23 protein-coding genes are annotated in these 22,459 nt (G+C 47.5%); 16 read left to right on the top strand and 7 right to left on the bottom strand.

The genetic code is table 11. The features are described from left to right. Positions 1-202: 202 nt before the first annotated feature. Positions 203-1,096, bottom strand: a complete 894-nt coding sequence (locus ABDB98_RS01390) for a cation diffusion facilitator family transporter (protein WP_060963683.1) — start codon at positions 1,094-1,096, stop codon at positions 203-205. Positions 1,097-1,525: 429 nt separating this feature from the next. Here ABDB98_RS01390 and ABDB98_RS01395 point away from each other — a divergent pair, with 429 nt between their 5' ends. The 4 genes from ABDB98_RS01395 (at position 1,526) to ABDB98_RS01410 (ending at position 4,143) form a co-directional block, all read left to right on the top strand. Further along, positions 1,526-2,146 (top strand): nitroreductase family protein, encoded by a 621-nt coding sequence (locus tag ABDB98_RS01395; RefSeq protein WP_060963682.1) that lies wholly within the window; start codon positions 1,526-1,528, stop codon positions 2,144-2,146. A 24-nt stretch (positions 2,147-2,170) separates the two neighbouring features. Continuing rightward, a complete protein-coding gene (locus ABDB98_RS01400; protein ID WP_438421136.1) occupies positions 2,171-3,109 on the top strand; it encodes a ring-cleaving dioxygenase in 939 nt (312 codons plus the stop codon). Positions 3,110-3,241: 132 nt separating this feature from the next. Further along, on the top strand, positions 3,242-3,631 hold the full coding sequence (locus tag ABDB98_RS01405; protein WP_007609195.1) for a DoxX family protein: 390 nt from the start codon (positions 3,242-3,244) through the stop codon (positions 3,629-3,631). A 173-nt stretch (positions 3,632-3,804) separates the two neighbouring features. Continuing rightward, the gene (locus ABDB98_RS01410; RefSeq protein WP_060963680.1) at positions 3,805-4,143 is read left to right on the top strand and encodes a thioredoxin family protein; all 339 of its coding nucleotides are present in this window, start codon (positions 3,805-3,807) and stop codon (positions 4,141-4,143) included. Between the two features lie 63 nt (positions 4,144-4,206). Here ABDB98_RS01410 and ABDB98_RS01415 read toward each other — a convergent pair whose 3' ends face one another. Beyond that, the gene (locus ABDB98_RS01415; RefSeq protein ID WP_016936861.1) at positions 4,207-4,590 is read right to left on the bottom strand and encodes a DUF2512 family protein; all 384 of its coding nucleotides are present in this window, start codon (positions 4,588-4,590) and stop codon (positions 4,207-4,209) included. Between the two features lie 151 nt (positions 4,591-4,741). Here ABDB98_RS01415 and ABDB98_RS01420 point away from each other — a divergent pair, with 151 nt between their 5' ends. From ABDB98_RS01420 to tatC, 4 genes are all read left to right on the top strand, one after another. Beyond that, positions 4,742-5,170 carry a cell wall hydrolase gene (locus tag ABDB98_RS01420; protein ID WP_003156683.1) on the top strand — a complete coding sequence of 143 codons (429 nt, stop codon included), beginning with the start codon at positions 4,742-4,744 and terminating at the stop codon, positions 5,168-5,170. Between the two features lie 262 nt (positions 5,171-5,432). Then, positions 5,433-7,184, top strand: coding sequence for an alkaline phosphatase D family protein (locus ABDB98_RS01425; RefSeq protein WP_326352098.1), 1,752 nt, complete (start codon positions 5,433-5,435; stop codon positions 7,182-7,184). A 12-nt stretch (positions 7,185-7,196) separates the two neighbouring features. Continuing rightward, positions 7,197-7,394: a twin-arginine translocase TatA/TatE family subunit gene (locus ABDB98_RS01430; RefSeq protein WP_438421137.1), complete on the top strand. Its 198-nt coding sequence runs from the start codon at positions 7,197-7,199 to the stop codon at positions 7,392-7,394. 61 nt (positions 7,395-7,455) lie between these two features. Further along, positions 7,456-8,184 (top strand): twin-arginine translocase subunit TatC, encoded by a 729-nt coding sequence (tatC, locus tag ABDB98_RS01435; protein WP_438421138.1) that lies wholly within the window; start codon positions 7,456-7,458, stop codon positions 8,182-8,184. On the opposite strand, the gene pcp is transcribed toward tatC, so the two are convergent. After that, on the bottom strand, positions 8,181-8,828 hold the full coding sequence (pcp, locus tag ABDB98_RS01440; RefSeq protein WP_438421139.1) for a pyroglutamyl-peptidase I: 648 nt from the start codon (positions 8,826-8,828) through the stop codon (positions 8,181-8,183). The two genes, tatC and pcp, sit on opposite strands and share 4 nt — an antisense overlap. Before the next feature lie 71 nt (positions 8,829-8,899). On the opposite strand from pcp, the gene ABDB98_RS01445 reads away from it, so the two are divergent. Continuing rightward, positions 8,900-10,027 carry an aminotransferase class V-fold PLP-dependent enzyme gene (locus ABDB98_RS01445; RefSeq protein ID WP_438421140.1) on the top strand — a complete coding sequence of 376 codons (1,128 nt, stop codon included), beginning with the start codon at positions 8,900-8,902 and terminating at the stop codon, positions 10,025-10,027. Positions 10,028-10,061: 34 nt separating this feature from the next. Here ABDB98_RS01445 and lmr(B) read toward each other — a convergent pair whose 3' ends face one another. Together lmr(B) and ABDB98_RS01455 are read right to left on the bottom strand one after the other, a co-directional pair. After that, a complete protein-coding gene (gene lmr(B) / locus ABDB98_RS01450; protein ID WP_438421141.1) occupies positions 10,062-11,501 on the bottom strand; it encodes a lincomycin efflux MFS transporter Lmr(B) in 1,440 nt (479 codons plus the stop codon). 37 nt (positions 11,502-11,538) lie between these two features. Continuing rightward, complete coding sequence (locus ABDB98_RS01455; protein ID WP_016936853.1) at positions 11,539-12,105, bottom strand: TetR/AcrR family transcriptional regulator; 567 nt, start codon at positions 12,103-12,105, stop codon at positions 11,539-11,541. A gap of 176 nt (positions 12,106-12,281) precedes the next feature. Between ABDB98_RS01455 and ABDB98_RS01460 the strand changes: the two genes are divergently transcribed. From ABDB98_RS01460 to ABDB98_RS01475, 4 genes are all read left to right on the top strand, one after another. Then, a complete protein-coding gene (locus ABDB98_RS01460; RefSeq protein WP_438421142.1) occupies positions 12,282-13,397 on the top strand; it encodes a type II asparaginase in 1,116 nt (371 codons plus the stop codon). 195 nt (positions 13,398-13,592) lie between these two features. Next, positions 13,593-14,237: an esterase/lipase family protein gene (locus ABDB98_RS01465; RefSeq protein ID WP_007409033.1), complete on the top strand. Its 645-nt coding sequence runs from the start codon at positions 13,593-13,595 to the stop codon at positions 14,235-14,237. A gap of 136 nt (positions 14,238-14,373) precedes the next feature. Then, positions 14,374-15,444 (top strand): helix-turn-helix domain-containing protein, encoded by a 1,071-nt coding sequence (locus ABDB98_RS01470; protein WP_016936850.1) that lies wholly within the window; start codon positions 14,374-14,376, stop codon positions 15,442-15,444. A 129-nt stretch (positions 15,445-15,573) separates the two neighbouring features. After that, entirely contained in the window at positions 15,574-16,506 is a 933-nt protein-coding gene (locus tag ABDB98_RS01475) for an aldo/keto reductase (protein WP_438421143.1), read from the top strand. 43 nt (positions 16,507-16,549) lie between these two features. Here the strand turns inward: ABDB98_RS01475 and ABDB98_RS01480 are convergent, their stop codons facing one another. Further along, positions 16,550-17,545: a DUF5105 domain-containing protein gene (locus ABDB98_RS01480; RefSeq protein ID WP_438421144.1), complete on the bottom strand. Its 996-nt coding sequence runs from the start codon at positions 17,543-17,545 to the stop codon at positions 16,550-16,552. Positions 17,546-17,673: 128 nt separating this feature from the next. Here ABDB98_RS01480 and ABDB98_RS01485 point away from each other — a divergent pair, with 128 nt between their 5' ends. Together ABDB98_RS01485 and ABDB98_RS01490 are read left to right on the top strand one after the other, a co-directional pair. Beyond that, positions 17,674-19,077, top strand: a complete 1,404-nt coding sequence (locus tag ABDB98_RS01485) for a YcdB/YcdC domain-containing protein (protein WP_438421145.1) — start codon at positions 17,674-17,676, stop codon at positions 19,075-19,077. 200 nt (positions 19,078-19,277) lie between these two features. Next, a complete protein-coding gene (locus tag ABDB98_RS01490) occupies positions 19,278-20,636 on the top strand; it encodes a YcdB/YcdC domain-containing protein (protein WP_438421146.1) in 1,359 nt (452 codons plus the stop codon). On the opposite strand, the gene ABDB98_RS01495 is transcribed toward ABDB98_RS01490, so the two are convergent. Then, complete coding sequence (locus ABDB98_RS01495) at positions 20,633-21,136, bottom strand: M15 family metallopeptidase (RefSeq protein ID WP_438421147.1); 504 nt, start codon at positions 21,134-21,136, stop codon at positions 20,633-20,635. The two genes, ABDB98_RS01490 and ABDB98_RS01495, sit on opposite strands and share 4 nt — an antisense overlap. 110 nt (positions 21,137-21,246) lie before the next feature. Here ABDB98_RS01495 and ABDB98_RS01500 point away from each other — a divergent pair, with 110 nt between their 5' ends. Further along, positions 21,247-22,368: a tetratricopeptide repeat protein gene (locus ABDB98_RS01500; RefSeq protein ID WP_438421148.1), complete on the top strand. Its 1,122-nt coding sequence runs from the start codon at positions 21,247-21,249 to the stop codon at positions 22,366-22,368. Positions 22,369-22,459: the final 91 nt, after the last annotated feature.

Here is a 22,459-nt window from a genome sequence, read left to right on the forward strand (position 1 = left end):
CATCAAAGAGGATCACCTGCTTTGAAAAATTGATAAATACATAGACTTCTCTTTCATCATTGAAAAGTTGCCATACCCAGCTAAGCAAGGCTAGGCATGCGGGAGTGCTTTTTCTTCACCTGAAATCAAATGAATATATTAAGAAACAGCACAAAACAAAAAAGCTTGTAGAGAAACATCATTTTCTCTACAAGCTGCTTTTTCATTCTTCAAAATAAGGATTCACATGGATGAGCACTTCTTCAACATCTGAAAAGTGTCTTTTGATGTCATTTCGGATTTCGCGGGCAATATCGTGTCCCTGCTTAATCGTCAAATCATGATCTAAAGATAACCGGACATCAAGCAATTTATAGTGGCCGTGTTCTCTCGCTCGGATTTTATCGAGCCGTTTGACTTGAGGACAATGCAAAATAACCGCTTTATATTCCTCTATCAGTTCGGGATCAACACTTTTTTCCATGAGAACGTCAACAGACGGCCTGATTAATTCCATTGAAATCTTAAAAATGAGGTACGCCACGATGACACTGGCAATTGCATCGGCGTACAACAGATAGGACCACCCGCGGGCGTTCCCGATAATCGCCAATAGGACGCCGATAAAAGCGGCAAGAGAGGCAACGATATCGCCTTTATGATCGTATGCAATCGCTATAATCGCTTTACTGTTCCATTTTTCTCCTTGTTTGATCGAATAACGATATAAGATCTGCTTAGCCGCATAGGATATCAGAGCCGCAAACAATGCGCTGTATTGCGGGATGCTTGGACCTTCAACAAAGGACGAAATCGCTTCTATTAGAATATACACGGAAACGAGCACTAATATTATTCCTACAATCGCTTCGCTGATGACCTCAGCTTTGCCATGCCCGAAAGGATGGTCTTGATCGGGCGGCTTATTAGAAATGCCGATGACGGCCAGGACAGCAATCGAGGCCACGACATCTGCTGCAGAGTGTATACCGTCGGCAAAAACGGCTTCACTATCGCCTATCAGTCCAAAAAAGATCTTTCCTGCCATTAAGATCAGATTGGCTATCAATGCAATCAAAGCAACTTTTTTGCTTATTTGTTCTCTTTCACTTGTCATTTTGTCCTCCTATAAAACTGCGCAAAAAAAGAGGAGCGCTTTTGATTCGCTCTCCGTATCCTTTCTTGTGTAATCACTTTGCTTATCATACCAATTCAGTTTCGAGTGGGTCTATAGCAAGGTTTTTTCCTGTTTACTAATAAATAAGGTGACAGAAAAAAAGTTGGAGCAGGGCTAAACAGTACGCAGACAAAATGGCGCTGAATTTAAAAATGAACTGTTGACATTTAAGTATTTATCCTTTATTATTATCTTGAATTCAAGATATTTTAATTCGAGATAATTTAATTAGAGTGCAGGATAAGAACCTGCCGATCGCTTGAATCACGAAAAGATTAGTGAAGAGAACGTTTCATTTTTTGATTATATGCTATTTGATTTTTTATACGATAATATCTCGAATTCGAGATAAAAGGGAGTGCGAGAGAAATGGCTGAATTTGTACAGCTAGTGAATGAAAGAAGATCTGCAAGCAACTTTCTTCCGGATCATCCAATCACAAGAGATGAACTCAATGAAATGTTTGAATTGGTTGCGTTGACTCCATCAGCTTTTAATTTGCAGCACACAAAATATGTGACGGTTCTTGACCCGGATGTAAAAGAAAAGCTGAAGCAGGCCGCAAACGGACAATATAAAGTGTTTAGCTCATCAGCGGTTCTTTTGGTTTTAGGGGATAAGCAGGCATATCAGCAAGCGGCTGACATCTATGAAGGATTGAAGATGCTGGGGGTATTAAATAAACAAGAGTATGATCATATGGTTCAAGACACCGTTTCGTTTTATGAAAACAGGGGAGAACCATTTAAGAGAGATGAGGCGATAAGAAATGCTTCACTTTCTGCGATGATGTTTATGCTGAGTGCTAAGGAAAAAGGCTGGGACACCTGTCCGATGATAGGGTTTGATGCTGAAGCCGTGAAACAGATTTTGAATATAGATGATCAATTTGAGGTCGTCATGATGATTACAATCGGGAAAGAAAAAACAGAAAGCAGAAGGCCGCGCGGCTACCGAAAGCCTGTGAATGAGTTTGTGGAGTATATTTAACTATTTGTAAAGGAGCGGATAAAAATGGCTAAAAAAACGATGGGAATCCATCATATTACAGCAATTGTCGGTCACCCTCAAGAGAATGCTGATTTCTACGCTGGAGTGCTGGGGCTGCGATTGGTCAAGCAAACGGTCAATTTTGATGATCCGGGTACGTATCACCTTTATTTTGGGGATGAAGGCGGGAAGCCGGGAACAATCATCACATTCTTTCCGTGGGCGGGCGCCCGCCAAGGCATCATTGGAGACGGACAGGTCGGCGTGACATCTTACGTCGTGCCGAAGGGTGCCATGGCGTTTTGGGAAAAGAGACTTGAAAAGTTCAACATTCCATACACCAAAATCGAGCGTTTTGGAGAACAATATATAGAATTTGATGACCCGCATGGCCTGCATTTAGAAATCGTGGAAAGAGAAGCAGGGGAGGCCAATATGTGGACTTTCGGAGATGTAACCCCGGATGTTGCCATTAAAGGCTTTGGCGGTGCGACCCTGTTATCAGCACAGCCTGAAAAAACAGGTGAATTGCTAGAAAACATCATGGGGCTTGAGCGAGTCGGTAAAGAAGGAGACTTCGTTCGTTATCGTTCTGCCGGTGATATCGGAAATGTGATTGACCTTAAGTTAACGCCTATCGGCCGCGGACAAATGGGTGTCGGCACGGTCCATCACATCGCTTGGCGGGCTCAGGATGACGAAGATCAATTAGATTGGCAAAGATTCATTGCTGCGCACGGATATGGTGTGACTCCTGTTCAGGATAGAAACTATTTTAATGCGGTTTACTTCAGAGAACATGGGGAAATCTTATTTGAGATCGCAACTGATCCGCCGGGCTTTGCCCATGATGAGTCCCAAGAAACAATGGGCGGAAAACTGATGCTCCCTGAGCAGTATGAACCGCACCGGGCACAAATTGAACAAGGGCTGCTGCCGTTTGAAGTGAGAGAATTAGATTGATTTATAGATGAACGTGAAGCATGAAAAAAAATAAAAAGACATACATTTAACAGATGTTTGCTGGAAGCGGCTGTTGGTAAACAAGCTGCCTTGCAGCACATCCTATAATATGAAAAATAAGGAGAGATAAAAATGGAAGATGCAGGACTATTACTTATTCGAATCATGATTGGTGTGGTGTTTCTGTTTTACGGATCACAAAAATTATTCGGCTGGTTTGGCGGATACGGAATTAAAGGAACCGGACAATGGTTCGAGTCAATTGGAGTTAAACCAGGCAATGCCGCGGCCGCTTTATCAGGTCTTGGGGAACTCGCAAGCGGAATTTTATTTATTTTAGGTGTATTCCTCCCGCTCGGAGCTGCTATCATAACGATTATTATGTTAGGTGCTATCGTAAAAGTTCATGGAGCGAAAGGGTTTGCGAACGGTGCCGGCGGTTTTGAATATAACTTGGTGCTGATTGCAGTCTCCATCGGAGTTGCACTCATCGGTTCAGGAGCTTACGCTTTGCATTTTTAATATAAGGATCTAAGAACAGTTACTGAAAAACGGTAACTGTTCTTTTATGTTTCAAGCACAACGTTCAGGTGCTCTGAATAGCAAAAAAGCGGATATGTTCAATATAAATGTGTATAGTGAATGATATGCATATTGAAAGTCATGAAAGACGAGTCAATTGAAGGAGGAATTTGATGAAAGAGATGGCAGAATTACATTCATTAGATTCTATCGAGAATTTTATTAAGCAGCATCAATTCAGTTTTATTTACATTTCAAGACCCGCCTGTACAGTATGTCACGCTGTTCTGCCGCAGCTCAGAAAAGTATTGGATCAGTTTCCGAATATCAAATTGGGGCATATCAATGCTGACGAGGCAGAAGAGGTGGCCGGCAGATTTTCAGTCTTCACTGTTCCCGTGCTTCTTTTGTTCATTGATGGGACTGAGTTTCTGAGAGAAGCCCGCTTTGTTCATTTTGAACAGCTCGAGGAAAGGCTGAAAAGGGTTTATCAGTTATATCAAGATGTATAAAGTGTTTATACTTTACCAATAAAAAGCCCCCTTTAAGGGGGCTTTTATCCGGCCTTTTTTGCGTTATTCGGACCGGGGCTCTAAAAAACGGGACCCGCCCAAGTCTTTTCTCATCAGATAAATATGGAAAAAATATTCTCCGACCGCGATGATGATGGCGGAAATAAGAGCGGCAAACGCCAGTCTTCCTCCTGAAATGCCCATGGACAGCGGCATTCCCATCAGCCAGACAACAAGAAACGCGATTCCGAAATCAGCGGACGCCGCCGTGATATTATTCCATCTCGGAAGCACGTACAGGTCGCCCGTAAAGTAGGAAACAGCTCCCAACACAATGGTCATCAGCAGCACGTCGCCGAATGTAAAGCGAAAACCTAAGCCGAGTACGAGATACAGAATAATAATGGTCATGATGCCTTTAATGGCAAGCGCTTTAATATGTTCCATGCGAATTCCTCCTTATGGAAATCATGTTAGTATGTTTCCTCATCACGTGAAATATAAACCTTTTTTTGTGAACATTTGTTTTCTGGCTTTTGGCTGTCATCACTGGGCCGCGGCTGAATATGATGAAGGGAGAAAAACGGGAGGTGTCATGATGGCAGTCGTAAAAGCGTCGAGCGCCGATGTCGATCTAATGGCAAGGCTGCTCAGGGCGGAAGCGGAAGGCGAAGGAAAGCAGGGAATGCTTTTGGTCGGCAATGTGGGCATCAATAGGGTGCGGGCGAATTGTTCTGATTTTAAAGGCCTGCGCACCATCAGACAGATGGTGTTTCAGCCGCACGCGTTTGAAGCGGTGACTCACGGATATTTTTACCAAAGGCCGCGCGAATCAGAGCGGAGGCTTGCCCGCCGTAATATTAACGGAGAACGGTTTTGGCCGGCTAAATTCAGCCTGTGGTATTTTAAGCCGCCGGGAAACTGCCCGCAGACTTGGTATGGTCAGCCGTTTGTCGCCAGATTCAGATCCCACTGCTTCTATCAGCCGACAGGGGAAACGTGCGAAAACGTGTACAATACATTTTAATCCCGGGGCACCGTTCTCAGAATGAACGGTGTTTTTTTAATTTCTTGTGAAGAAAAATAGGAACAAAGTGCGCTTGACGGATGAAAAGCCAAACAGAAACAGAGGGGGATTTCTCCCGGACGGGAAAGATTTGTCGAAACAATGTGAAAAATGTCTCCCGCCGTTCACTTTCCGCCCTTACAAATCCTTCACACTTCTTCATAACGGTTTAACATTTCTTTTCTATAATGGGGGCGATCAATGAGACGAAAGGGGAACTGACATGACACATGACGGCCGTTTAGATGAATGGATCAAGGAATTGGAGAACAAAAGCTTTCAAAACAATACGTTTGACCGCCGCGCATTTATACAGGGCGCCGGGAAAATCGCAGGCCTTTCCCTCGGGCTGGCGATCGCGCAATCCATCGGCGCGTTTGAAGTGAATGCCGCTCCGACATTTTCAAACTATCCGTTCACCCTCGGCGTGGCCTCCGGTGATCCGCTGTCTGACAGCGTCATTCTCTGGACACGTCTTGCCCCGGACCCGCTGAATGGGGGAGGAATGCCGAATCAGGCCGTTCCGGTTAAATGGGAAATCGCCACTGATGAACATTTCCGCCATGTCGTTAAACGCGGAACGGAAATGGCTAAACCGAATCTCGGACATTCCGTCCATGTTGAAGCGGACGGGCTTAAGCCCAATAAAGTGTACTATTACCGATTTAAAAGCGGGCATGAGCTCAGCCCCGTCGGCCGGACGAAAACGCTGCCCGCTCCCGGTGCTGACGTATCCGCCATGACGTTTGCGTTTGCCTCTTGCCAGCAGTATGAACACGGCTATTATACGGCGTATAAACATATGGCGAAGGAAAAGCTTGATCTCGTATTCCATCTCGGAGATTACATTTATGAATACGGGCCGAACGAATATGTGGCAAAGACGGGGAATGTCAGGACGCACAGCAGCGCCGAAGTATACACGCTGTCAGATTACCGCAACCGTCACGCCCAATACCGCTCTGATGCCAATCTGAAAGCCGCCCACGCCGCTTTTCCGTGGGTCGTAACTTGGGACGATCATGAGGTGGAGAACAATTATGCCAATGTCATTCCCGAAAAAGGCCAATCGGTTGAAGCATTTGTGCTCAGAAGGGCTGCGGCTTATCAGGCTTATTATGAACACATGCCGCTCAGACGCATGTCGCTCCCGAACGGCCCTGATATGCGGCTGTACAGGCAATTTTCTTATGGCAATTTAGCGTCGTTCAATGTGCTTGATACAAGACAGTACAGAGATGATCAGGCCAACGGCGACGGGAATAAACCGCCTTCTGATGAATGGAGAGATCCGAAGCGCACATTGATGGGGACAGAGCAGGAGCAATGGCTCTTCGACAACTTAGCCGCTTCAAAAGCGAAGTGGAATGTGCTGGCCCAGCAAATCTTTTTCGCGCAATGGAATTTCGGAACAACCGACAAGCCGATATTCAGCATGGATTCATGGGACGGCTACCCGGCGCAGCGGGAGCGGGTCATCAATTTTATAAAAAGCAAAAATCTGAACAATGTCATCGTGCTGACGGGTGATGTTCATGCAAGCTGGGCGTCAAACCTGCATACCGATTTTAATCAAACGAATTCAAAGATCTTCGGAGCCGAATTCGTCGGGACTTCCATCACATCGGGAGGAAACGGGGCGGATAAACGGGCTGATACGGATCAAATCTTAAAACAAAACCCGCATATTAAGTTTTTCAACGATTACCGCGGCTATGTCCGCTGTACGGTGACGCCTGCCCAATGGAGAGCGGATTACAGAGTGGTGCCGTATGTTACGGAGCCGGGGGCTGAGGTATCCACGCGGGCTTCATTCATTTATCAAAAAGACCAGACGGGGATTCGGAAGGTCTCTCAAGCGGCGGTTGCAGGCGGCTTAAAGCAGTCAAATGAGGTGGAAGAGGATCGTTTCTTCGCCCATAACAGTGCGCATGAAAAGCAAATGAGAAAGAAACGGGCCAAAATTTCACAATAAGGGGGCATACTTATGTTTTCAAATATCGGCATTCCCGGGTTAATCTTGATTTTTGTCATCGCTCTGATCATTTTCGGGCCTTCAAAGCTTCCGGAAATCGGCCGTGCCGCCGGCCGCACGCTGCTTGAATTTAAAAGTGCCGCAAAAACACTGGTCTCAAATGAAGAGCCGGACAAGCAGCCGGCTGAGAAAGACAAAACGGCAGGCTGAATCCTGACACGGGGGCAGAGATCCGCTTCTGCCCCTTCTTTGATATAAGGAGGATGTACGATTGGATAAAAAAGAAACTCACTTGATCGGGCATTTAGAGGAAGTCCGGCAGCGTCTCATTAAAACCGTTATCGCCTTTCTCGTGTTTTTTATCGGCGCATGCTGGTTTGTGCAGGATATTTATGACTGGCTGATCAAGGATTTGCATGGAAGGCTGGCCGTTTTAGGGCCGAGCGAGATTTTATGGGTGTATATGATGATTGCGGGAATATGCGCCATTACGGCAACGATTCCGGTTGCGGCCTTTCAGCTCTGGCGTTTTACGGCGCCGGCTTTGACCCCGTTTGAGCGCCGCGCCGCTTTGCTTTACATTCCGGGGCTTTCGTTTTTGTTTATTATTGGAATTTCCTTCGGGTATTTTGTGCTGTTTCCGATTGTGCTCGGATTTTTAACACAATTATCCGCCGGCCATTTTGACATGGTATTTACGGCGGACAAGTATTTTACTTTTATGCTTAACATGACATTGCCGTTCGGGTTTTTGTTTGAAATGCCTCTGACTGTCATGTTTCTGACGCGGCTCGGGATCGTGAACCCATCCCGGCTGGCAAAGGCGAGGAAGCTTTCGTATTTCGTGCTGATCGTCGTCTCGGTGCTGATTACGCCGCCGGATTTTATGTCTGACTTTCTCGTCATGATTCCGCTGCTCGTCCTCTATGAAATCAGTGTGACGCTGTCCCGCATCGTTTACCGAAAGAAGAAATGGGCCGAGACGGCGTCAGCCGCTTAGTGGAGCTCGCCTCCGCCGGTTTCAATATCGTCCTCATGCGCCGCGGCGGTCACCGCGGCGATTTTGAGCGCTTTTGTGATGTGATCCAGGCTGAGGCTCGGCGCGGACTTCTGCAAGGTTTGTTCCGGAATGTACGGGATGTGAATAAATCCGCCGCGGATGTGCGGATGATGGCGGCTGATTTCATCCATCAGTCCGTAAAAGAGATGATTGCATACAAACGTCCCCGCCGTGTAGGATACAGCCGCGGGAATGCCTTCCTTTTTTATTTCTTCAACGATCCGTTTGATCGGAAGGCCGGTCCAGTAGGCCGCGGGACCGCCTTGAGAAATGTCTTCCCCGACAGGCTGATTCCCTTCGTTATCCGGTATGCGCGCCTCATTCAGGTTGATCGCGACCCGTTCCGGCGTGACCTGCATTCTGCCGCCTGCCTGTCCGGCACAGATGATAATGTCGGGCTGATGTTTCTTGATTGCCTCCCGCAGCACGGCAAGGGACTTATGAAAAACGGTCGGCACTTGTTCAGATACGATAGCAGCGGGGCCTTCAGCGATACCGTCCAGCCGTTTGACCGCTTCCCATGAAGGATTGACCGTTTCTCCGCCGAAGGGGTCGAAGCCTGTCAGCAATACTTTTTTCTCCATCATAAACCCTCCTTTTCTTTTTACCATACTCTATAATGGACATATATTCCTGCCGAAGGGGGAAACATGTCTTGAATTCGTCTCTGGTGCCATACCGATCTTTATTTCCGGCGCTCCGCACACATACGATGCTCGCCAGCTGCTCCCAAAGCGCTCTTGCCCGGCCGGTTTCAAAAGCGATCAATGACTACCAGGAAAGCCTGCTTCAGAACGGCGGAAACTGGGATGAAGCCATGGGCCGCACGGAGCAGGCAAGGTGTGAATTTGCGAAATTAATCGGCGCTCAGCCTGAAGAAATCGCCATTTTATCTTCAGTAACGGCTGCCGCCTCTGCCGTCGTCTCAGCTTTACCGGATTGCCGAAAGAAGCAGGCGGTGTATACGGAATTGGATTTTCCGGCAATCGCCCACATTCTGAAGGCGCAGACTGAGATGGAGCTTTCAGTCATCCCGTCTGAAGAAGGAATGATCCCGTTAGAGCGTTATGAAACGTATATCACGGAGCAGACGCGTATCGCCTGTGTTCCGCATGTGTCCTATACATCCGGTTTTGTCCAGGATATGAAGCGCATTGCCGAGATATCCGCAAAGAAGGGATCGCTTCTTTTTGTCGATGCTTATCAATCGGCGGGGCACATCCCGATTGATGTAAAAGAATGGGGAGTTGATATGCTCGCCGCGGGCGCGAGAAAGTATATGCTCGGCATACCGGGAACAGCGTTTCTTTATGTCAGAAAGGAACTTGCCGAACGGATGAAGCCGAAAGTCACCGGGTGGTTCGGACAGCAGCGGGAGTCAATGCTGGATTTGACCGGTTTTTCTTATGCGGACGGAGCCAAACGCTTTGAGACCGGAACCCCGGCATTTATCAGCATATATGCGGCACAGGCGGCTTTATCCCTTTTAAACGATGTCGGCACAGACCGCATTCATCGGGAAGTAAAAAAACTCAGCGCATTTGCGTATGAATACGCTTCTGAAAAAGGACTGACTCTCACAGGCCCGCCGTCTGCCGATGACAGACCCGGCATGATTTCTATACGGGATGAAAAAGCGGCGGAGACCGCTGCGCTTTTGAAGCGGAAAAACATTGTATGCGCACCCAGCGGACAAATCATCCGGCTGGCGCCTCATTTCTATAACACAGCAGATGACCTTATCTGTGCGATTGATGAACTGGCTGAAGCGCTCATGATATAAAAAACAGCAGACCCGCGGGGAGTCTGCTGTTTTCTTATGAGTGATTCACTTTGACCCGTTTCATAAAGAAAGCGCTGATCAGACCGATAACGGCGACAATCATCGCGAAGATAAAGGCGTGCTGGACGCCCGCAATCAGCGCGTGAGAGTATGCGGAAGGATCATTCGGGTTTTTCGCGGTGCTCATATAATTCTTCTGGCCGGCAGCCATGATGCTGACCGCCACCGCAGTGCCGATTGCGCCGGCCATCTGCTGGAGCGTATTCATAATGGCTGTTCCGTCCGGATAAAATTCCGGCGGCAGCTGATTTAAGCCGTTCGTTTGCGCCGGCATCATGATCATGGAAATTCCGATCATCAGGCATGTATGAAGCGCGACAATCAGAAGCGCCGTTGAAGCGCCGTTAATGTTTGAGAAAAAACAAAGCACGGTGGCTGTGATGACAAACCCGGGAATGACAAGCCACTTCGGCCCGTATTTATCAAACAGACGTCCCGTCACCGGAGACATAAAGCCGTTTAAAATACCGCCCGGAAGCAGGATGAGCCCGGACGTAAACGCCGTCAGCAGCAATCCGCTTTGTAAATACATAGGCAAGAGAAGCATTGTTGATAAGATAACCATCATACAGATAAATACAATCACGACACCGAGAATAAACATCGGATAGCGGAAAGCGCGCAGATTCATCATCGGCTGCTTCATTTTCAGCTGCCTGATGGAGAATAAAATGAGCGCGATCGCACCGACAGTAAGCGAACCGATAACCGTCGGGCTTGACCAGCCGCCTGATCCTTCGCCCGCATTGCTGAAACCGAAGACGATGCCGCCGAATCCGATCGTGGACAGAATAATGGAAAGCACGTCAATTTTCGGCTTTGTAATGTCGGATACATTCTGCATGTAGGCGATGCCGAATAAAAGAGCCAAGACGAGAAACGGCAGGGAAATCCAGAAAATCCAATGCCAGTTCAAATGCTCTAACACAAGCCCTGAAAATGTCGGACCGATCGCAGGAGCGAACATGATGACAAGCCCGATCGTCCCCATCGCCGCTCCGCGCTTATGCGGCGGGAAGATGACGAGGATCGTATTAAACATCAGCGGCAGCAGCAGTCCGGTTCCTAAAGCCTGCACGATTCTTGCCGCCAAAAGAAACGGAAAGCTCGGCGCAAGCGCTGCAATCAGCGTGCCGATAATGGAAAAAGCGAGTGAAACGATAAACAGCTGTCTCGTCGTAAACCATTGCAAAAGCAGACCTGAAACCGGGACAAGAATACCGAGAACGAGCAGATAGCCCGTCGTCAGCCACTGGACGGTCGCGGGAGTGATATGCAGCTCCTTCATCAGGTCGGTCAGGGCAATATTCAGCGCCGTTTCACTGAACATGCCGATAAATCCTGCCATCAGCAAAGAAATCATGATCGGCATAACTTTATATTGTTTGGAAGGCTGAGCGTTTTCCAAAATCATTCTCCTCTCTTTCTTTACGTAACATGTCTCTTGTATTTTATGTCTTCAGCAGGTTGGGGATTTGTTTGGAAATATGGATGATCGGCATTTTGTCTTTTTTTGCTAAAGACAAAATGATGCCGCCTTCTATCATGGCATTTAAAACAGTGCTGATTTCCGCCGCTTTCTCATCGGAAAAACCGGCTGATCTCAATTTGCCGGCGAACAGATTCTCCCATTCCTGATAAGCACATTGACAGGCCTGCTGGAGCTTTTCGCTCGTTAAAGCCGTCTCGGCAGCCAGTAAACCGACAGGAAACCCTTCGAAATTCTCCGGACATGTGAATTGGCTTGATAAGTCCTGTAAAAACGCTTGAATGCTTTCCGCAGGGTCGGGATAGGCATCAAGGCTTTCTTTTATTTTCATACGGATATAATGGCTCATTTCTTTGACAGCCTCAATGGCGAGCTGCTCTTTGCCGTCCGGAAAATGATAGTAAAGAGAACCTTTCGGCGCGCCGCTTTCTTTAATAATCTGATTCAGTCCCGTGCCGTAATACCCCTGAAGCTGAAACAGCCTGGTTGCCGCAGCGAGGATTTTTTCACGAGAATCTCCATAACTCATAATGTTCCCACCTTACTGATTGATGACAAATTTAAAATATAGTGACTGGTCTATTATCTTGATTTCCCATGACGGTGTCAAGGATTTTTACAGTTATTTTCTTCGGAAGATTGCCTGACAAGCGCGTTGACCGATGAGAGGGAAATCTTCATAAATAAAGAAAAGGAGAGAAAAGAATGAAAAAACAATTCATGCCATTCATTACATTTATCACGGCTCTATTCTTCATAGCGGCCGGCTGCTCCCAATCTCCTCAGGCGAAAGAAACACCGCACCAGATGGCAGCCGCAACCTCAGCAAAAAAAGACAGACTGCCGAAGATTAAAATTCTTGCCACCGGCGGCACAATTGCAGGGGCTGCTCCTTCAAAGACGTCCGCCACGGAGTACACCGCAGGGGCAATCGGAGTTGATGCCCTGATTCAGGCCGTTCCGGAGATGAAGGAAATCGCGCATGTCAGCGGAGAACAGATTGTGAATATCGGCAGCCAGAATATGAATAACGAGACCCTGCTGAAACTTTCAAAACGGGTAAATAAGCTGCTCAAGTCTGATGATACAGACGGCATTGTTATTACACATGGAACAGACACACTTGAGGAAACCGCCTATTTTCTCAATCTGACGGTCAAAAGTGACAAACCCGTCGTTGTCGCCGGGTCAATGAGGCCGTCCACGGCGATCGGAGCTGACGGGCCGTCCAACTTATATAACGCGGTAAAAACCGCGGCTGCGCCTGATGCGAAAGGCAAGGGGACGCTTGTCGTATTAAATGACAGAATCGCTTCGGCGCGATATGTGACAAAAACCAATACAACCGCGGCCGACACATTCAAATCGGAAGAAATGGGTTATATCGGTACGATTGCTGATGACGTCTATTTTAATAACATCATGACCCGAAAGCATACGAAAGATACAGATTTCCAGATCGATAAACTTGATAAACTGCCGCAGGTCGATATTATATACGGCTATCAAAATGACGGAAGCTATCTCTTTGAAGCCGCCGCAAAATCAGGAGCGCAAGGCATTATTTTTGCAGGTCCGGGAAACGGCTCAATGTCTGATGCGGCGCTAAAAGGCGCCGTAAAGTCGGTCAAAAGCGGGCTGGCGGTCGTCCGCTCCACAAGGACGGGAAACGGGGCGGTAACACCTAATCGAGAGTATGAGAAAGACCATCTGACAGCTTCAAACTCTCTCAACCCTCAAAAAGCGCGGATTCTGCTGATGCTCGCGCTGACAAAAACGCATGACCCTAAGCGGATTCAAACCTATTTCAATGAGTACTAGGAGAAGAGCACCATGTGTTCTCTCCTTTTTTTGTTTGCCGTATTAAAGCATAAGTGTGCTTTCGGGAAAGGGGCGTCTTTCTCATTTTTCCGCCTCTTTTTCAATTGTTGAAAACAGGAAAAAATACTCTATTTTTTCCTTTTCTTCTCTAATAGAATGAAAATTGCAAAAAATTACATAACAGGGGGAAAGTTCATGAAACAAATCAAAAGCAAAATCCTAGCGATTCTTACAGTCTGCATGCTGTCCGTCATTTCCGTATTTGCCTTCCAGCCGACCGTATCGAAAGCCTCCTCAGAGCATAACCCGGTTGTCATGGTCCACGGAATCGGCGGGGCGTCCTTTAACTTCGCGGGAATCAAAACGTACTTGGCATCCCAAGGCTGGTCAAGAAATGAGATGTACGCCATTGATTTTCTGGACAAAACCGGAAACAACAGACACAATGCACCGAGACTGTCAAATTACGTGAAAAAAGTGCTCAGCGAAACAGGCGCGAAAAAAGTCGATATCGTCGCGCACAGCATGGGCGGCGCCAACACGCTTTATTACATTAAAAATCTTGACGGCGGGGACAAAATCGCAAACGTCGTCACACTCGGCGGAGCGAACGGCCTTGTGACCAACAGAGCGCTTCCGGGAACTGATCCGAACCAAAAGATTTTATATACATCGATTTACAGCTCAGCGGACTTAATCGTCCTGAACCCGCTGTCACGGCTGATCGGCGGGAAAAACGTGCAGATTCACGGTGTCGGGCACATCGGACTTTTAATGAACAGCCAAGTAAACGGGCTGATTAAAGAAGGTCTGAACGGCGGCGGACAAAATACAAATTAACTGTTTCAAAGCCCCGGAGAAAGAGAAACTCCCGGGGCCTTTTTTTCTTCCAAATTCTTTTTTAGCCGTAAACCAAGCTCTCTGAAGTTATTTTTGTTAAAATAATAAAGTTATATCAGAATTCGGAGGGTTTATTGTGGGAAAAGTGAAAAGAAATGCCCCTTGCCCATGTGGCAGCGGGAAGAAATATAAAAAATGCTGCGGAAGTAAAGCAGCAGCCATTCCGGCAGACATCGCGGCAAAAGAAGCGAAACAGATTCAGGAAAGCCTAATGGAGTACGCCTTTACAGCACATAGAGACGGCATATCATCATTTATTAACCAGCACGAGTTCATTGCGGAGCTGGACAGACAGACAAAAGACATCGGAGTCTTCAACCTCGGCATCTGGGGGATTTTCTTCCGACCGCTGGCAGGCGGCAAGACGATTTTTGAAGAATACCTTCAGAAAAAAGCCGGCGGCATCAACCGTCCGAAAACACGGGAAATCGTTGAATCATGGAAAAGCATGACACCAGCGGTTATGGTGCTTGAAGATGTGAAAGAAGGAATGATTCACTTTGAAGATGTGATGACGAAAAAACAATTCAAAGTGGAAATGGACGTCAGCCAGCAGGATCTTCCGCCGGAGGGAAGCCTGATTCTCGGCTATCCGATCCACGAAGCGGAAAAAGCGGAGTTCTTCATGCAATTTACGATCTTCCCTGTGAAGCGGACCGAAGCTTTGATCAGCAAAGTGAAAAAGGCGGCGGCCCCGGCCCTTGCGGAAGGAAAATCGCCTGAGCGCTTTATGGAGGAAAACTTCGACACTGTGCTGGCCGCTCTTTTAGGAACTGCGGAAGAGCCTGAGCAGGCTGCTGAAGAAAAACAGACAGAGTGGGCAAACGACATGGAGAAAGAAACGGCAGACGCCATTGAAAAAGGCCTGAGCGGGGATGAATACCCGGCTGAGCTGGTTCCGGCCGTTATTGATCTGTGGAAAACGTTCTGTGTCAAAAAAGCACCGACGATCAGAAAGCCGGAAGCCTTCGCGGCTGCGGTCGAATATTATGTAAACAGCATTTCTCTGAACGGCGCGTCCGTTTCTCAAGCGAAGCTGGCGAAGAAGTACGGCGTCAGCGCCTCAACGATTTCCAGCCGCTATAAGGAAATCGAGGGTGCTCTCACGGATGAAGCCGAACGCTTCGCCGCAGCTCTGACATCTTAATACACGGCAAAAAAACCTTGAAGGGCAAACGCTTTTCAAGGTTTTTTCTGTAGATAGGCTCTCAGGCAGGATAATTCTTACCGTCTATCTAATACTAAACAGAGGTATAAAAGGAAGGGGACCTGAGCAATGGAGGAAACACGTACGCTGGGCAGGACGGATTTACGGGTAAAGCGTATCGGTTTTGGCGCAAATGCGGTCGGAGGACATAATCTGTTTCCAAATCTCAATGATGAAACGGGAAAAGAACTCATCCGCACAGCATTGGATGGCGGCGTCAATTTTATTGATACGGCGTTTATATACGGTTTGGGGCGGTCAGAAGAGTTAATCGGTGAAGTTGTCGCAGAGCGCGGCGTGCGGGACAGCCTCGTCATTGCCTCAAAGGGCGCGCACAAAGAAGTCAGCGGGCAGATCGAACTGGACAACAGCCGTGAATTTCTTCGAAGTGAGGCGGAAAAAAGCCTGAAGCGGCTGAAAACAGATGTGATTGATCTGTACTACGTTCACTTCCCTGACGGAAAAACACCGCTGTCCGAGGTGGCGGGCACGTTAAAAGAACTGAAGGACGAAGGGAAAATCAGAGCAATCGGCGCGTCCAATCTCAGCTTCGGGCAACTGCAGGAGTTTAACGCGGACGGCTATTTAGAGGTTTTTCAGTCGGAATATTCACTGATTCAGCGTGAGGCGGAGCGCGATCTGCTGCCTTACTGTGAAAAGAACGGCATTTCCTTTATTCCTTATTTCCCGCTTGCTTCCGGCTTGCTGACGGGAAAGTTTACAAAAGACACAGTCTTTGAGGACAGCCGAAAGAACAGGCCGCCGTTTCAGGGAGAAGCTTTTCACCAAAACCTGGAGAGAGTGGATAAGATGCGGGCCATTGCCGAAGAAAAAGGCGTGCAGACAGCGCATATCGCACTCGCGTGGCTTCTGTCACAGCCTGCGGTGGATGCGATCATTCCCGGAGCCAAACGCCCCGACCAGCTGAAACACAATCTGGACGCGCTTGATGTGCAGTTAACCGAGGACGAGGTTCAATATATCAGTGACATCTTTAAGTGAAAATAAAAAAAGGAAATAGCCTGCGCTATTTCCTTTCTTGTTGTCAGGACGTTTTCAAAAACGCTTCCGTCAATCCTTCCAGATCGGCATCTGTATCCAGATACCACTGGCCGCGGGCATTTTTCTTCATTTCAATTTCTTTTGTCACTGAAGAAGAAGCCGGTTTCAGGCGCATAAACTCTTCTGGATAGACAGAAAGCAGGTGGCTGACAATTTCGTTTTCATCAGCATCGGGGTGCTTTCCGGCATAGTCTTGCACGCGGTCTTGCAGCCGGCCCGCAAGCGGAGACATATCAAGCGGCGTCACATTGGCTTCAAGGACGGCTTTTTTGCCTGACATGGATTTGGTATGCACCTTGAGCTCTGTGTTATCCCGCAGGGCTGATGACATGGCGTCAATAATAGCGGAAATGGCTTTTGAATCCGCCTGTTCCTGTGAAATGCCTGCTGAAGCGATAAAGCTGGCTTTCGCTGATTCCTGATATGCGGCGGCCGTCATTTTTTCATTTACACCGGTCAGGCGGGTGAAATCTTTATTGTGCTTGCCGTACAGCATCACATCAATGTATGCGGATAATGCGTCCGCCGGTTCAGGTTTTGCTTTTGAGGCTGTGCCTTTGACTTTCAGTTTATAAGATAAAGGCTTCGCGTCTTTTGTCTGCGGCTGATATACCAATTCATATGATTTGCCTTCGTCAGCCGTGAAGTACAGGTTGCCTGTCACTGTCTTGCCCGCATGAAGCGTGCCGCTCTGCATCTGGTCTTCCTTATCGGCCGCCGCTGTTTTCGCGTCATCCTGGTAAAGCGAGAAGTCGCTGCTTTTGACGGTAAGCGGGTCTTTGCCCGTATTTTTGACGGTGACCGTTACGTTAAGCGCGGCCGGATGTTCGGCATCGTCTGAAGCGGCCCACGCCGTATCTTTTATATTCACTTTCGCCGTGCCGCTTTCCTGGCCGCTGCTCGTTTTGCTGCTGCATGCGGCGGTAAATGCCGTGAGAAGCAAAATGAAAAACACGGCGCTCATTTTTTTGATGGACATCTGGTTAACCCCCTGTTGTTGTAATGGTTGATTCAATAGTCATGAAGAAAGGCAGGTTAATTATACTAGATTTGTTTAAAAGAGTCTTGGTAATCATGAATCTTTTTGGAAGAAAAGGAAGTGTTATGATGAAAAAAGAAGAATTGAAACAGCTGGCTCTCAGAATCGGAAACGTACCTGCAGGCTACGAGAGTAATGTGGAAGAATACCAGGAAGATGAGGTTCTGTTTTGGTGGGAAGACAAGAATGATCCGGAAGCCGGCATCATGGTCGAATTGGACTGGGACGGAAAACTGAAATCCTTATCCCGTCCGGCTTTCCGGACTGATCTGCCGCCTCTTTCGGAATCGGACTTAGAAGAACGGATGCGGGCGTTTATAGAAACCCATCGTCCGGGGGCGTTGGCTGAGTTCGAATTGGAGAAAAAAAGCTCCGTAAATGATGGTGATGTAAGATATTCCTATGTTCAGATGGCTGATGGGCTGCCGCTTCCGATGACCGGGTTTTACGTTGACCTGGCTGTGACAGGGGAAGTAACCGGCTTTTCTTATCATGGGAGGGCGGATGAGCTGTTAAGACCCGGGACAATTGCGGACAAGCGGGATGCATTGGATCACTTTGTCAAACAAATAGAAGCTGAGCTATTGTTCGCCGTACTGCATCAGTCCGTCTATGTGCAGGGGGATGACAAGCCCCATCTCGTCTATGAAATCGTGTCTCCGACGCGGCCGATATCGGCTGACCTGAAGGAAGAGAATGAAGAAATAGAAGAGTATGAAGAGCTGGAAGACGACGACACGCGGCCGTATTTCCCGATTTCACGCCCTGCACCTGAAGCGGAAAAGCTGAGCATCAATGACATGATCGGGCTGCATGACGGTTTTTATAAAGAGAGGGAAACTGATCTTGGAGACGGCCGCATCGGCATTGCCTGGCGTCCAGAAAAAACAAAATCCGTACGGGAAGATAAAAGTTTAGAAAGTCTGTTCAAAGAACGGATTGAACACGTATTGAAAACAATGCATGATAAAGAATCGGGCCGGCTCACCGGGGTGATGTCATTTATACAAAGTGAAGGCGAACCGGCGTTTTCCGAGGAAGAATGCCATCACACGGCCATCCGCTTTTTATTTGCCATGTTTCCGGAAGCGGATCAGTATTTCCGGGTTCAATATGATGAACCGGATGATGAAGGAGAAAACGCGGGACTTACATATAAGGCTTGTTCGGGCGGCGTTGATTTGCGATTCGGAGAGGGGAGAATCTGTGTCAGCAAAAAGACGGGTCTTGTCACTGTATATATGCCGCCGGAAATTGATCCGAAAGAGCTTGATCATATCGATCCCGTTCCTTCATTGACAATGGAAGAGGCGAAGGACGCGATCCGCCGGAATATCAAAGCCGAGCTTGCTTGGGATCGCTGTTACGATGACGACAGCGGCAGAAATGTATACCGGCTCGTATACAAGCCGGTTTTCCCGCGGTTTATTGAGGCTCATACGGGAGAAGCGATTATGAGTTTAATAGGCTGAAGGTCATAGGCGTTCGTCCCGGGGCTTTTGCGGGAAGTGTGACATTTGTATGAAAAACAGCCGCTTTGAATACGGCTGTTTTCCCTCTTTGCTAAAAATAGACACATAAAAGGCACTTTCTTCCCTTTAAAAGGATAAGGCCGTTTTTATATAATAAAAAACAGTTCTTTTTTATACACTCTTCTGAAAGGATGACCCCATTGCTGAAAGAACATCTGAGAAAAAAAGCGCTGGAGATCGGGAACATACCGCCGCACTATGAGCTTGAAATAGAAGATTTTGATGAAAAACAAAAAACGAGAGCCTATTATATATGGAAAGATCGTAACCATCCGGACAAAACGGTGACGATTGAGCTGGGCGGCGACGGATCTTTGCTTGCATATTCGCGCAATGACCGTCCGGATTCAGACATTCAGCTGTCAGATGCTGAATTAAAGCTGACGGCTCTTCAGTTTGCGGCCAGACACCGCCCGCTTACTTTTATGAACTTCACTTTTCAGGCGAGGGAAGAACGCAATGGGTGCATCCGTTTTAACTATACAAAAAAAGTGTTCGGCAGGCCGCTTCCCGCTTCGGGTTTTTTCGTTGATGTAACCGAGAGCGGCTTCGTCGTGCAGTTTATCTATTATGGGGATAAGGGTGAAGCGCCCGTCCCGGAAACATTCGTCGATCAGGAGAAAGTGATCTCGCATTATATGAGCGGGCTGTCATTCAGCCTCGTCTATGACGTTGTCAATTTTGAGAAAACGCCGCGTCTCGTCTATGAACCGATCCTGCCGGCCTACAGCTATCCCGCCGGAGAAGATGAAATCGTTCCGGATCAGCCGCTTTGCGAAGACAGAAACGAACCGGCAAAGCCGCTTCCCGCGCTTAAACATAAAGGGGAAGCCAGCATCTATGAATTGATGGGGTTTACCGCGGATATGATTCAGACGCGCCGCCGCGGCCTCGGAGATGAGATCGGAACGACATGGCGGAAAGGGTCAGTTCCGGAACGGAAAGATTTGAGTATAGAAAGCTATTTTGAAAGCAGCAACAAAAATACAATGAAGATGAAAACGGACAAAAAGACAGGGAAAATGACGGCCTTTAAGTCTTTTATTGAGCATGCGGGCCCGGCCGTTTATTCAGCAGAAGAGTGTGAGGAAGCCGCACTTCAGTTTTTATACAAGCTGTATCCGAGAGCGGACGAGTTTTTTAAAATGAATCCGCTGAAAACGGACGGCAGGGGCCGGTTCCGCTTCCATTTTTCCGTATGGTATCGGGATATTCCGCTCCGGTTCGGCGCTGCGAGGATCATTGTCAGTCCCGTAACCGGGCTTGTGGAAGCTTACATGGCGCCTGATATTGATCCGGAACAGCTGGAGCGGATCAATCCGGTGCCGGCCGTTACCCTTGAAGAAGCAAAGGCCGCTTTTTTATCTGATTTCCATCTGCAGCTGGAATGGCAGCGCGATTTTACGCCGTCCGGCAGTGAAGGGTATAAGCTTGTGTACAGGCCTGTATATCCTCCGTATATTGATGCGCAAAAGCGAAAAAAGAAAAGGTTTTATTAGCCAGGGATCATTTGTAAATGAGGATAATCTTTAAAGCCTCTCCAATCGCCTCCCCAATCAAAACCGAGCGTTTTGGCAATCGATACGACCTCAAGCCAATCGGGCGTGCCGTTTCGGTTTCCGTCGTACGTCATATCCCAAATCAGGCTGCCATCCTTTTTCTGCAGGGCGAAGTCGATGGCAAGGCCGTAATTGTGGTATGATTCTCCGCCTTTTGCGTAGGTGACGATGTTTCCTTTTTTTGAACGTCCTTGACGATACAATTCGTTTTGTTCCTCAATTGATCTGAAACCCTCTGTGATAATGACGGTGATGCCTTTTTTCAGTGCGGCCGTCTGCAATAATTGCGCATTCTGTTTAACGAGCGGATGAAGATCGCTTGGTATGTCTCTTTCCTGTAATGCCGTTTGCGGCCTCAGTTCTTTCTGCACATAGGAAAAACATAGGTCTGCGGAAAAGAAGAGGATGAAAATCAGCGCTATTCTGGCTGGTAATCTCATGGCGGAATACTCTCTTTCTTTAATTGGTTAAAATCTTTGTTTGCGCACTGTTATAAATTTGCTATGATAAAATATAACATAATTAGTAGCCGGAGGAAGGAGGCAAATCTATGAAATCCAAGATTCCATCTGAAGAAGTAGCCGTAAAGATGAATGAATGGTATAAGCTGATCCGCGCGTTTGAAGCCGATAAAGCTGAAGCGCTGAAGCGGGAGATTCAATATGAACTCGAAGATATGGAAGAGAACCAGGATTTATTATTGTATTTTTCATTGATGGAATTTCGGCACCGCATCATGCTGGATAAATTAAAACCCATGAAAGACTGCGACGGCCGGCCTCCGTTCTCTGAAATGCTCACTGAGATTGAGATGAACCAGCAAAAGCTGACCGGTTTACTGGAATACTATTTTTACTATTTCAGAGGAATGTATGAATTTAAGCAGAAAAACTTCATCTCAGCGATTTCTCATTACAAACGGGCTGAGGAAAAGCTTGAATATGTGGAAGATGACATAGAGAAAGCCGAGTTTTTGTATAAAATTTCTGAAGTGTACTATCATATCAAGCAGACTTTTTTTTCGATGAATTACGCGGGACAGGCGCTTGATATTTACAAGAAATATGAATTATACGGAATGAGAAGGGTGCAGTGCAAGTTTATCATTGCCGGAAATTTGATGGACGCCCAGCAGCATAAAAAAGCGCTGGAATACCTCGAATGCGCCTTGGAGCACGCGGAGCGGCTTGATGATCAATATATGATTGCTGCGGCCTATTATAATATCGGGCACTGTATGTACAGTCTGGGTGACTTTTGCAAGGCGGCAGATGACTTTGAACGTGCGGCTGCCGGCTTTGAAGCGCACAGCTTCCAACAGATCATCCAGGCTGTTTTTTCACTCACGCATATATACTTTAAAATGGAAAAATACAGTGAAGCCGCCGCCAGCTACGCGCGGGGCATGAAAAGCGCGGCGGAGTGGGAAGATGAGATCTATATGACAAAATTCCGTCTGATTAAAGAGCTTTATCAGGGGGAAGGCGGGCAGGATTCGCTCAAAGAGTATTTTGATATTCTGGAATCAAAGGAACTGTTGGCTGACACGGAGGAGCTGCTTCAGGATGCGGCCCATTTCTTTCATAAACGGGGGAACTACAAAGCGGCATCTTATTTTTTCAGCCGGCTTGTCGGCGTGCAAAAAAGGCTGCAGATGAACAACTACGCATAATGAAAAAAGAACGGGGGAACTTCGGTTTCGTCGTTCTTTTTATGATCCCTTTTGTTTTCAGCCGATCAAAACCGGGTACATCCCCTGTAAT

The sequence above is a fragment of the Bacillus siamensis genome, from assembly GCF_051628075.1.
GTDB classification, from domain to species: domain Bacteria; phylum Bacillota; class Bacilli; order Bacillales; family Bacillaceae; genus Bacillus; species Bacillus siamensis.

Excerpts from the sequence above, each read along its gene's own strand:
- ABDB98_RS01395 (WP_060963682.1), top strand. The coding sequence starts at position 1,526 with ATGGCTGAATTTGTACAGCTAGTGAATGAAAGAAGATCTGCAAGCAAC.
- ABDB98_RS01430 (WP_438421137.1), top strand. The coding sequence starts at position 7,197 with ATGTTTTCAAATATCGGCATTCCCGGGTTAATCTTGATTTTTGTCATC.
- ABDB98_RS01485 (WP_438421145.1), top strand. The coding sequence starts at position 17,674 with ATGAAAAAAGAAGAATTGAAACAGCTGGCTCTCAGAATCGGAAACGTA.
- ABDB98_RS01475 (WP_438421143.1), top strand. The coding sequence starts at position 15,574 with ATGGAGGAAACACGTACGCTGGGCAGGACGGATTTACGGGTAAAGCGT.
- ABDB98_RS01495 (WP_438421147.1), bottom strand. The coding sequence starts at position 21,136 with ATGAGATTACCAGCCAGAATAGCGCTGATTTTCATCCTCTTCTTTTCC.
- ABDB98_RS01420 (WP_003156683.1), top strand. The coding sequence starts at position 4,742 with ATGGCAGTCGTAAAAGCGTCGAGCGCCGATGTCGATCTAATGGCAAGG.
- ABDB98_RS01500 (WP_438421148.1), top strand. The coding sequence starts at position 21,247 with ATGAAATCCAAGATTCCATCTGAAGAAGTAGCCGTAAAGATGAATGAA.
- ABDB98_RS01405 (WP_007609195.1), top strand. The coding sequence starts at position 3,242 with ATGGAAGATGCAGGACTATTACTTATTCGAATCATGATTGGTGTGGTG.
- ABDB98_RS01480 (WP_438421144.1), bottom strand. The coding sequence starts at position 17,545 with ATGTCCATCAAAAAAATGAGCGCCGTGTTTTTCATTTTGCTTCTCACG.
- ABDB98_RS01425 (WP_326352098.1), top strand. The coding sequence starts at position 5,433 with ATGACACATGACGGCCGTTTAGATGAATGGATCAAGGAATTGGAGAAC.
- ABDB98_RS01460 (WP_438421142.1), top strand. The coding sequence starts at position 12,282 with ATGAAAAAACAATTCATGCCATTCATTACATTTATCACGGCTCTATTC.
- pcp (WP_438421139.1), bottom strand. The coding sequence starts at position 8,828 with ATGGAGAAAAAAGTATTGCTGACAGGCTTCGACCCCTTCGGCGGAGAA.
- ABDB98_RS01455 (WP_016936853.1), bottom strand. The coding sequence starts at position 12,105 with ATGAGTTATGGAGATTCTCGTGAAAAAATCCTCGCTGCGGCAACCAGG.
- ABDB98_RS01390 (WP_060963683.1), bottom strand. The coding sequence starts at position 1,096 with ATGACAAGTGAAAGAGAACAAATAAGCAAAAAAGTTGCTTTGATTGCA.
- ABDB98_RS01415 (WP_016936861.1), bottom strand. The coding sequence starts at position 4,590 with ATGGAACATATTAAAGCGCTTGCCATTAAAGGCATCATGACCATTATT.
- ABDB98_RS01465 (WP_007409033.1), top strand. The coding sequence starts at position 13,593 with ATGAAACAAATCAAAAGCAAAATCCTAGCGATTCTTACAGTCTGCATG.
- ABDB98_RS01410 (WP_060963680.1), top strand. The coding sequence starts at position 3,805 with ATGAAAGAGATGGCAGAATTACATTCATTAGATTCTATCGAGAATTTT.
- ABDB98_RS01400 (WP_438421136.1), top strand. The coding sequence starts at position 2,171 with ATGGCTAAAAAAACGATGGGAATCCATCATATTACAGCAATTGTCGGT.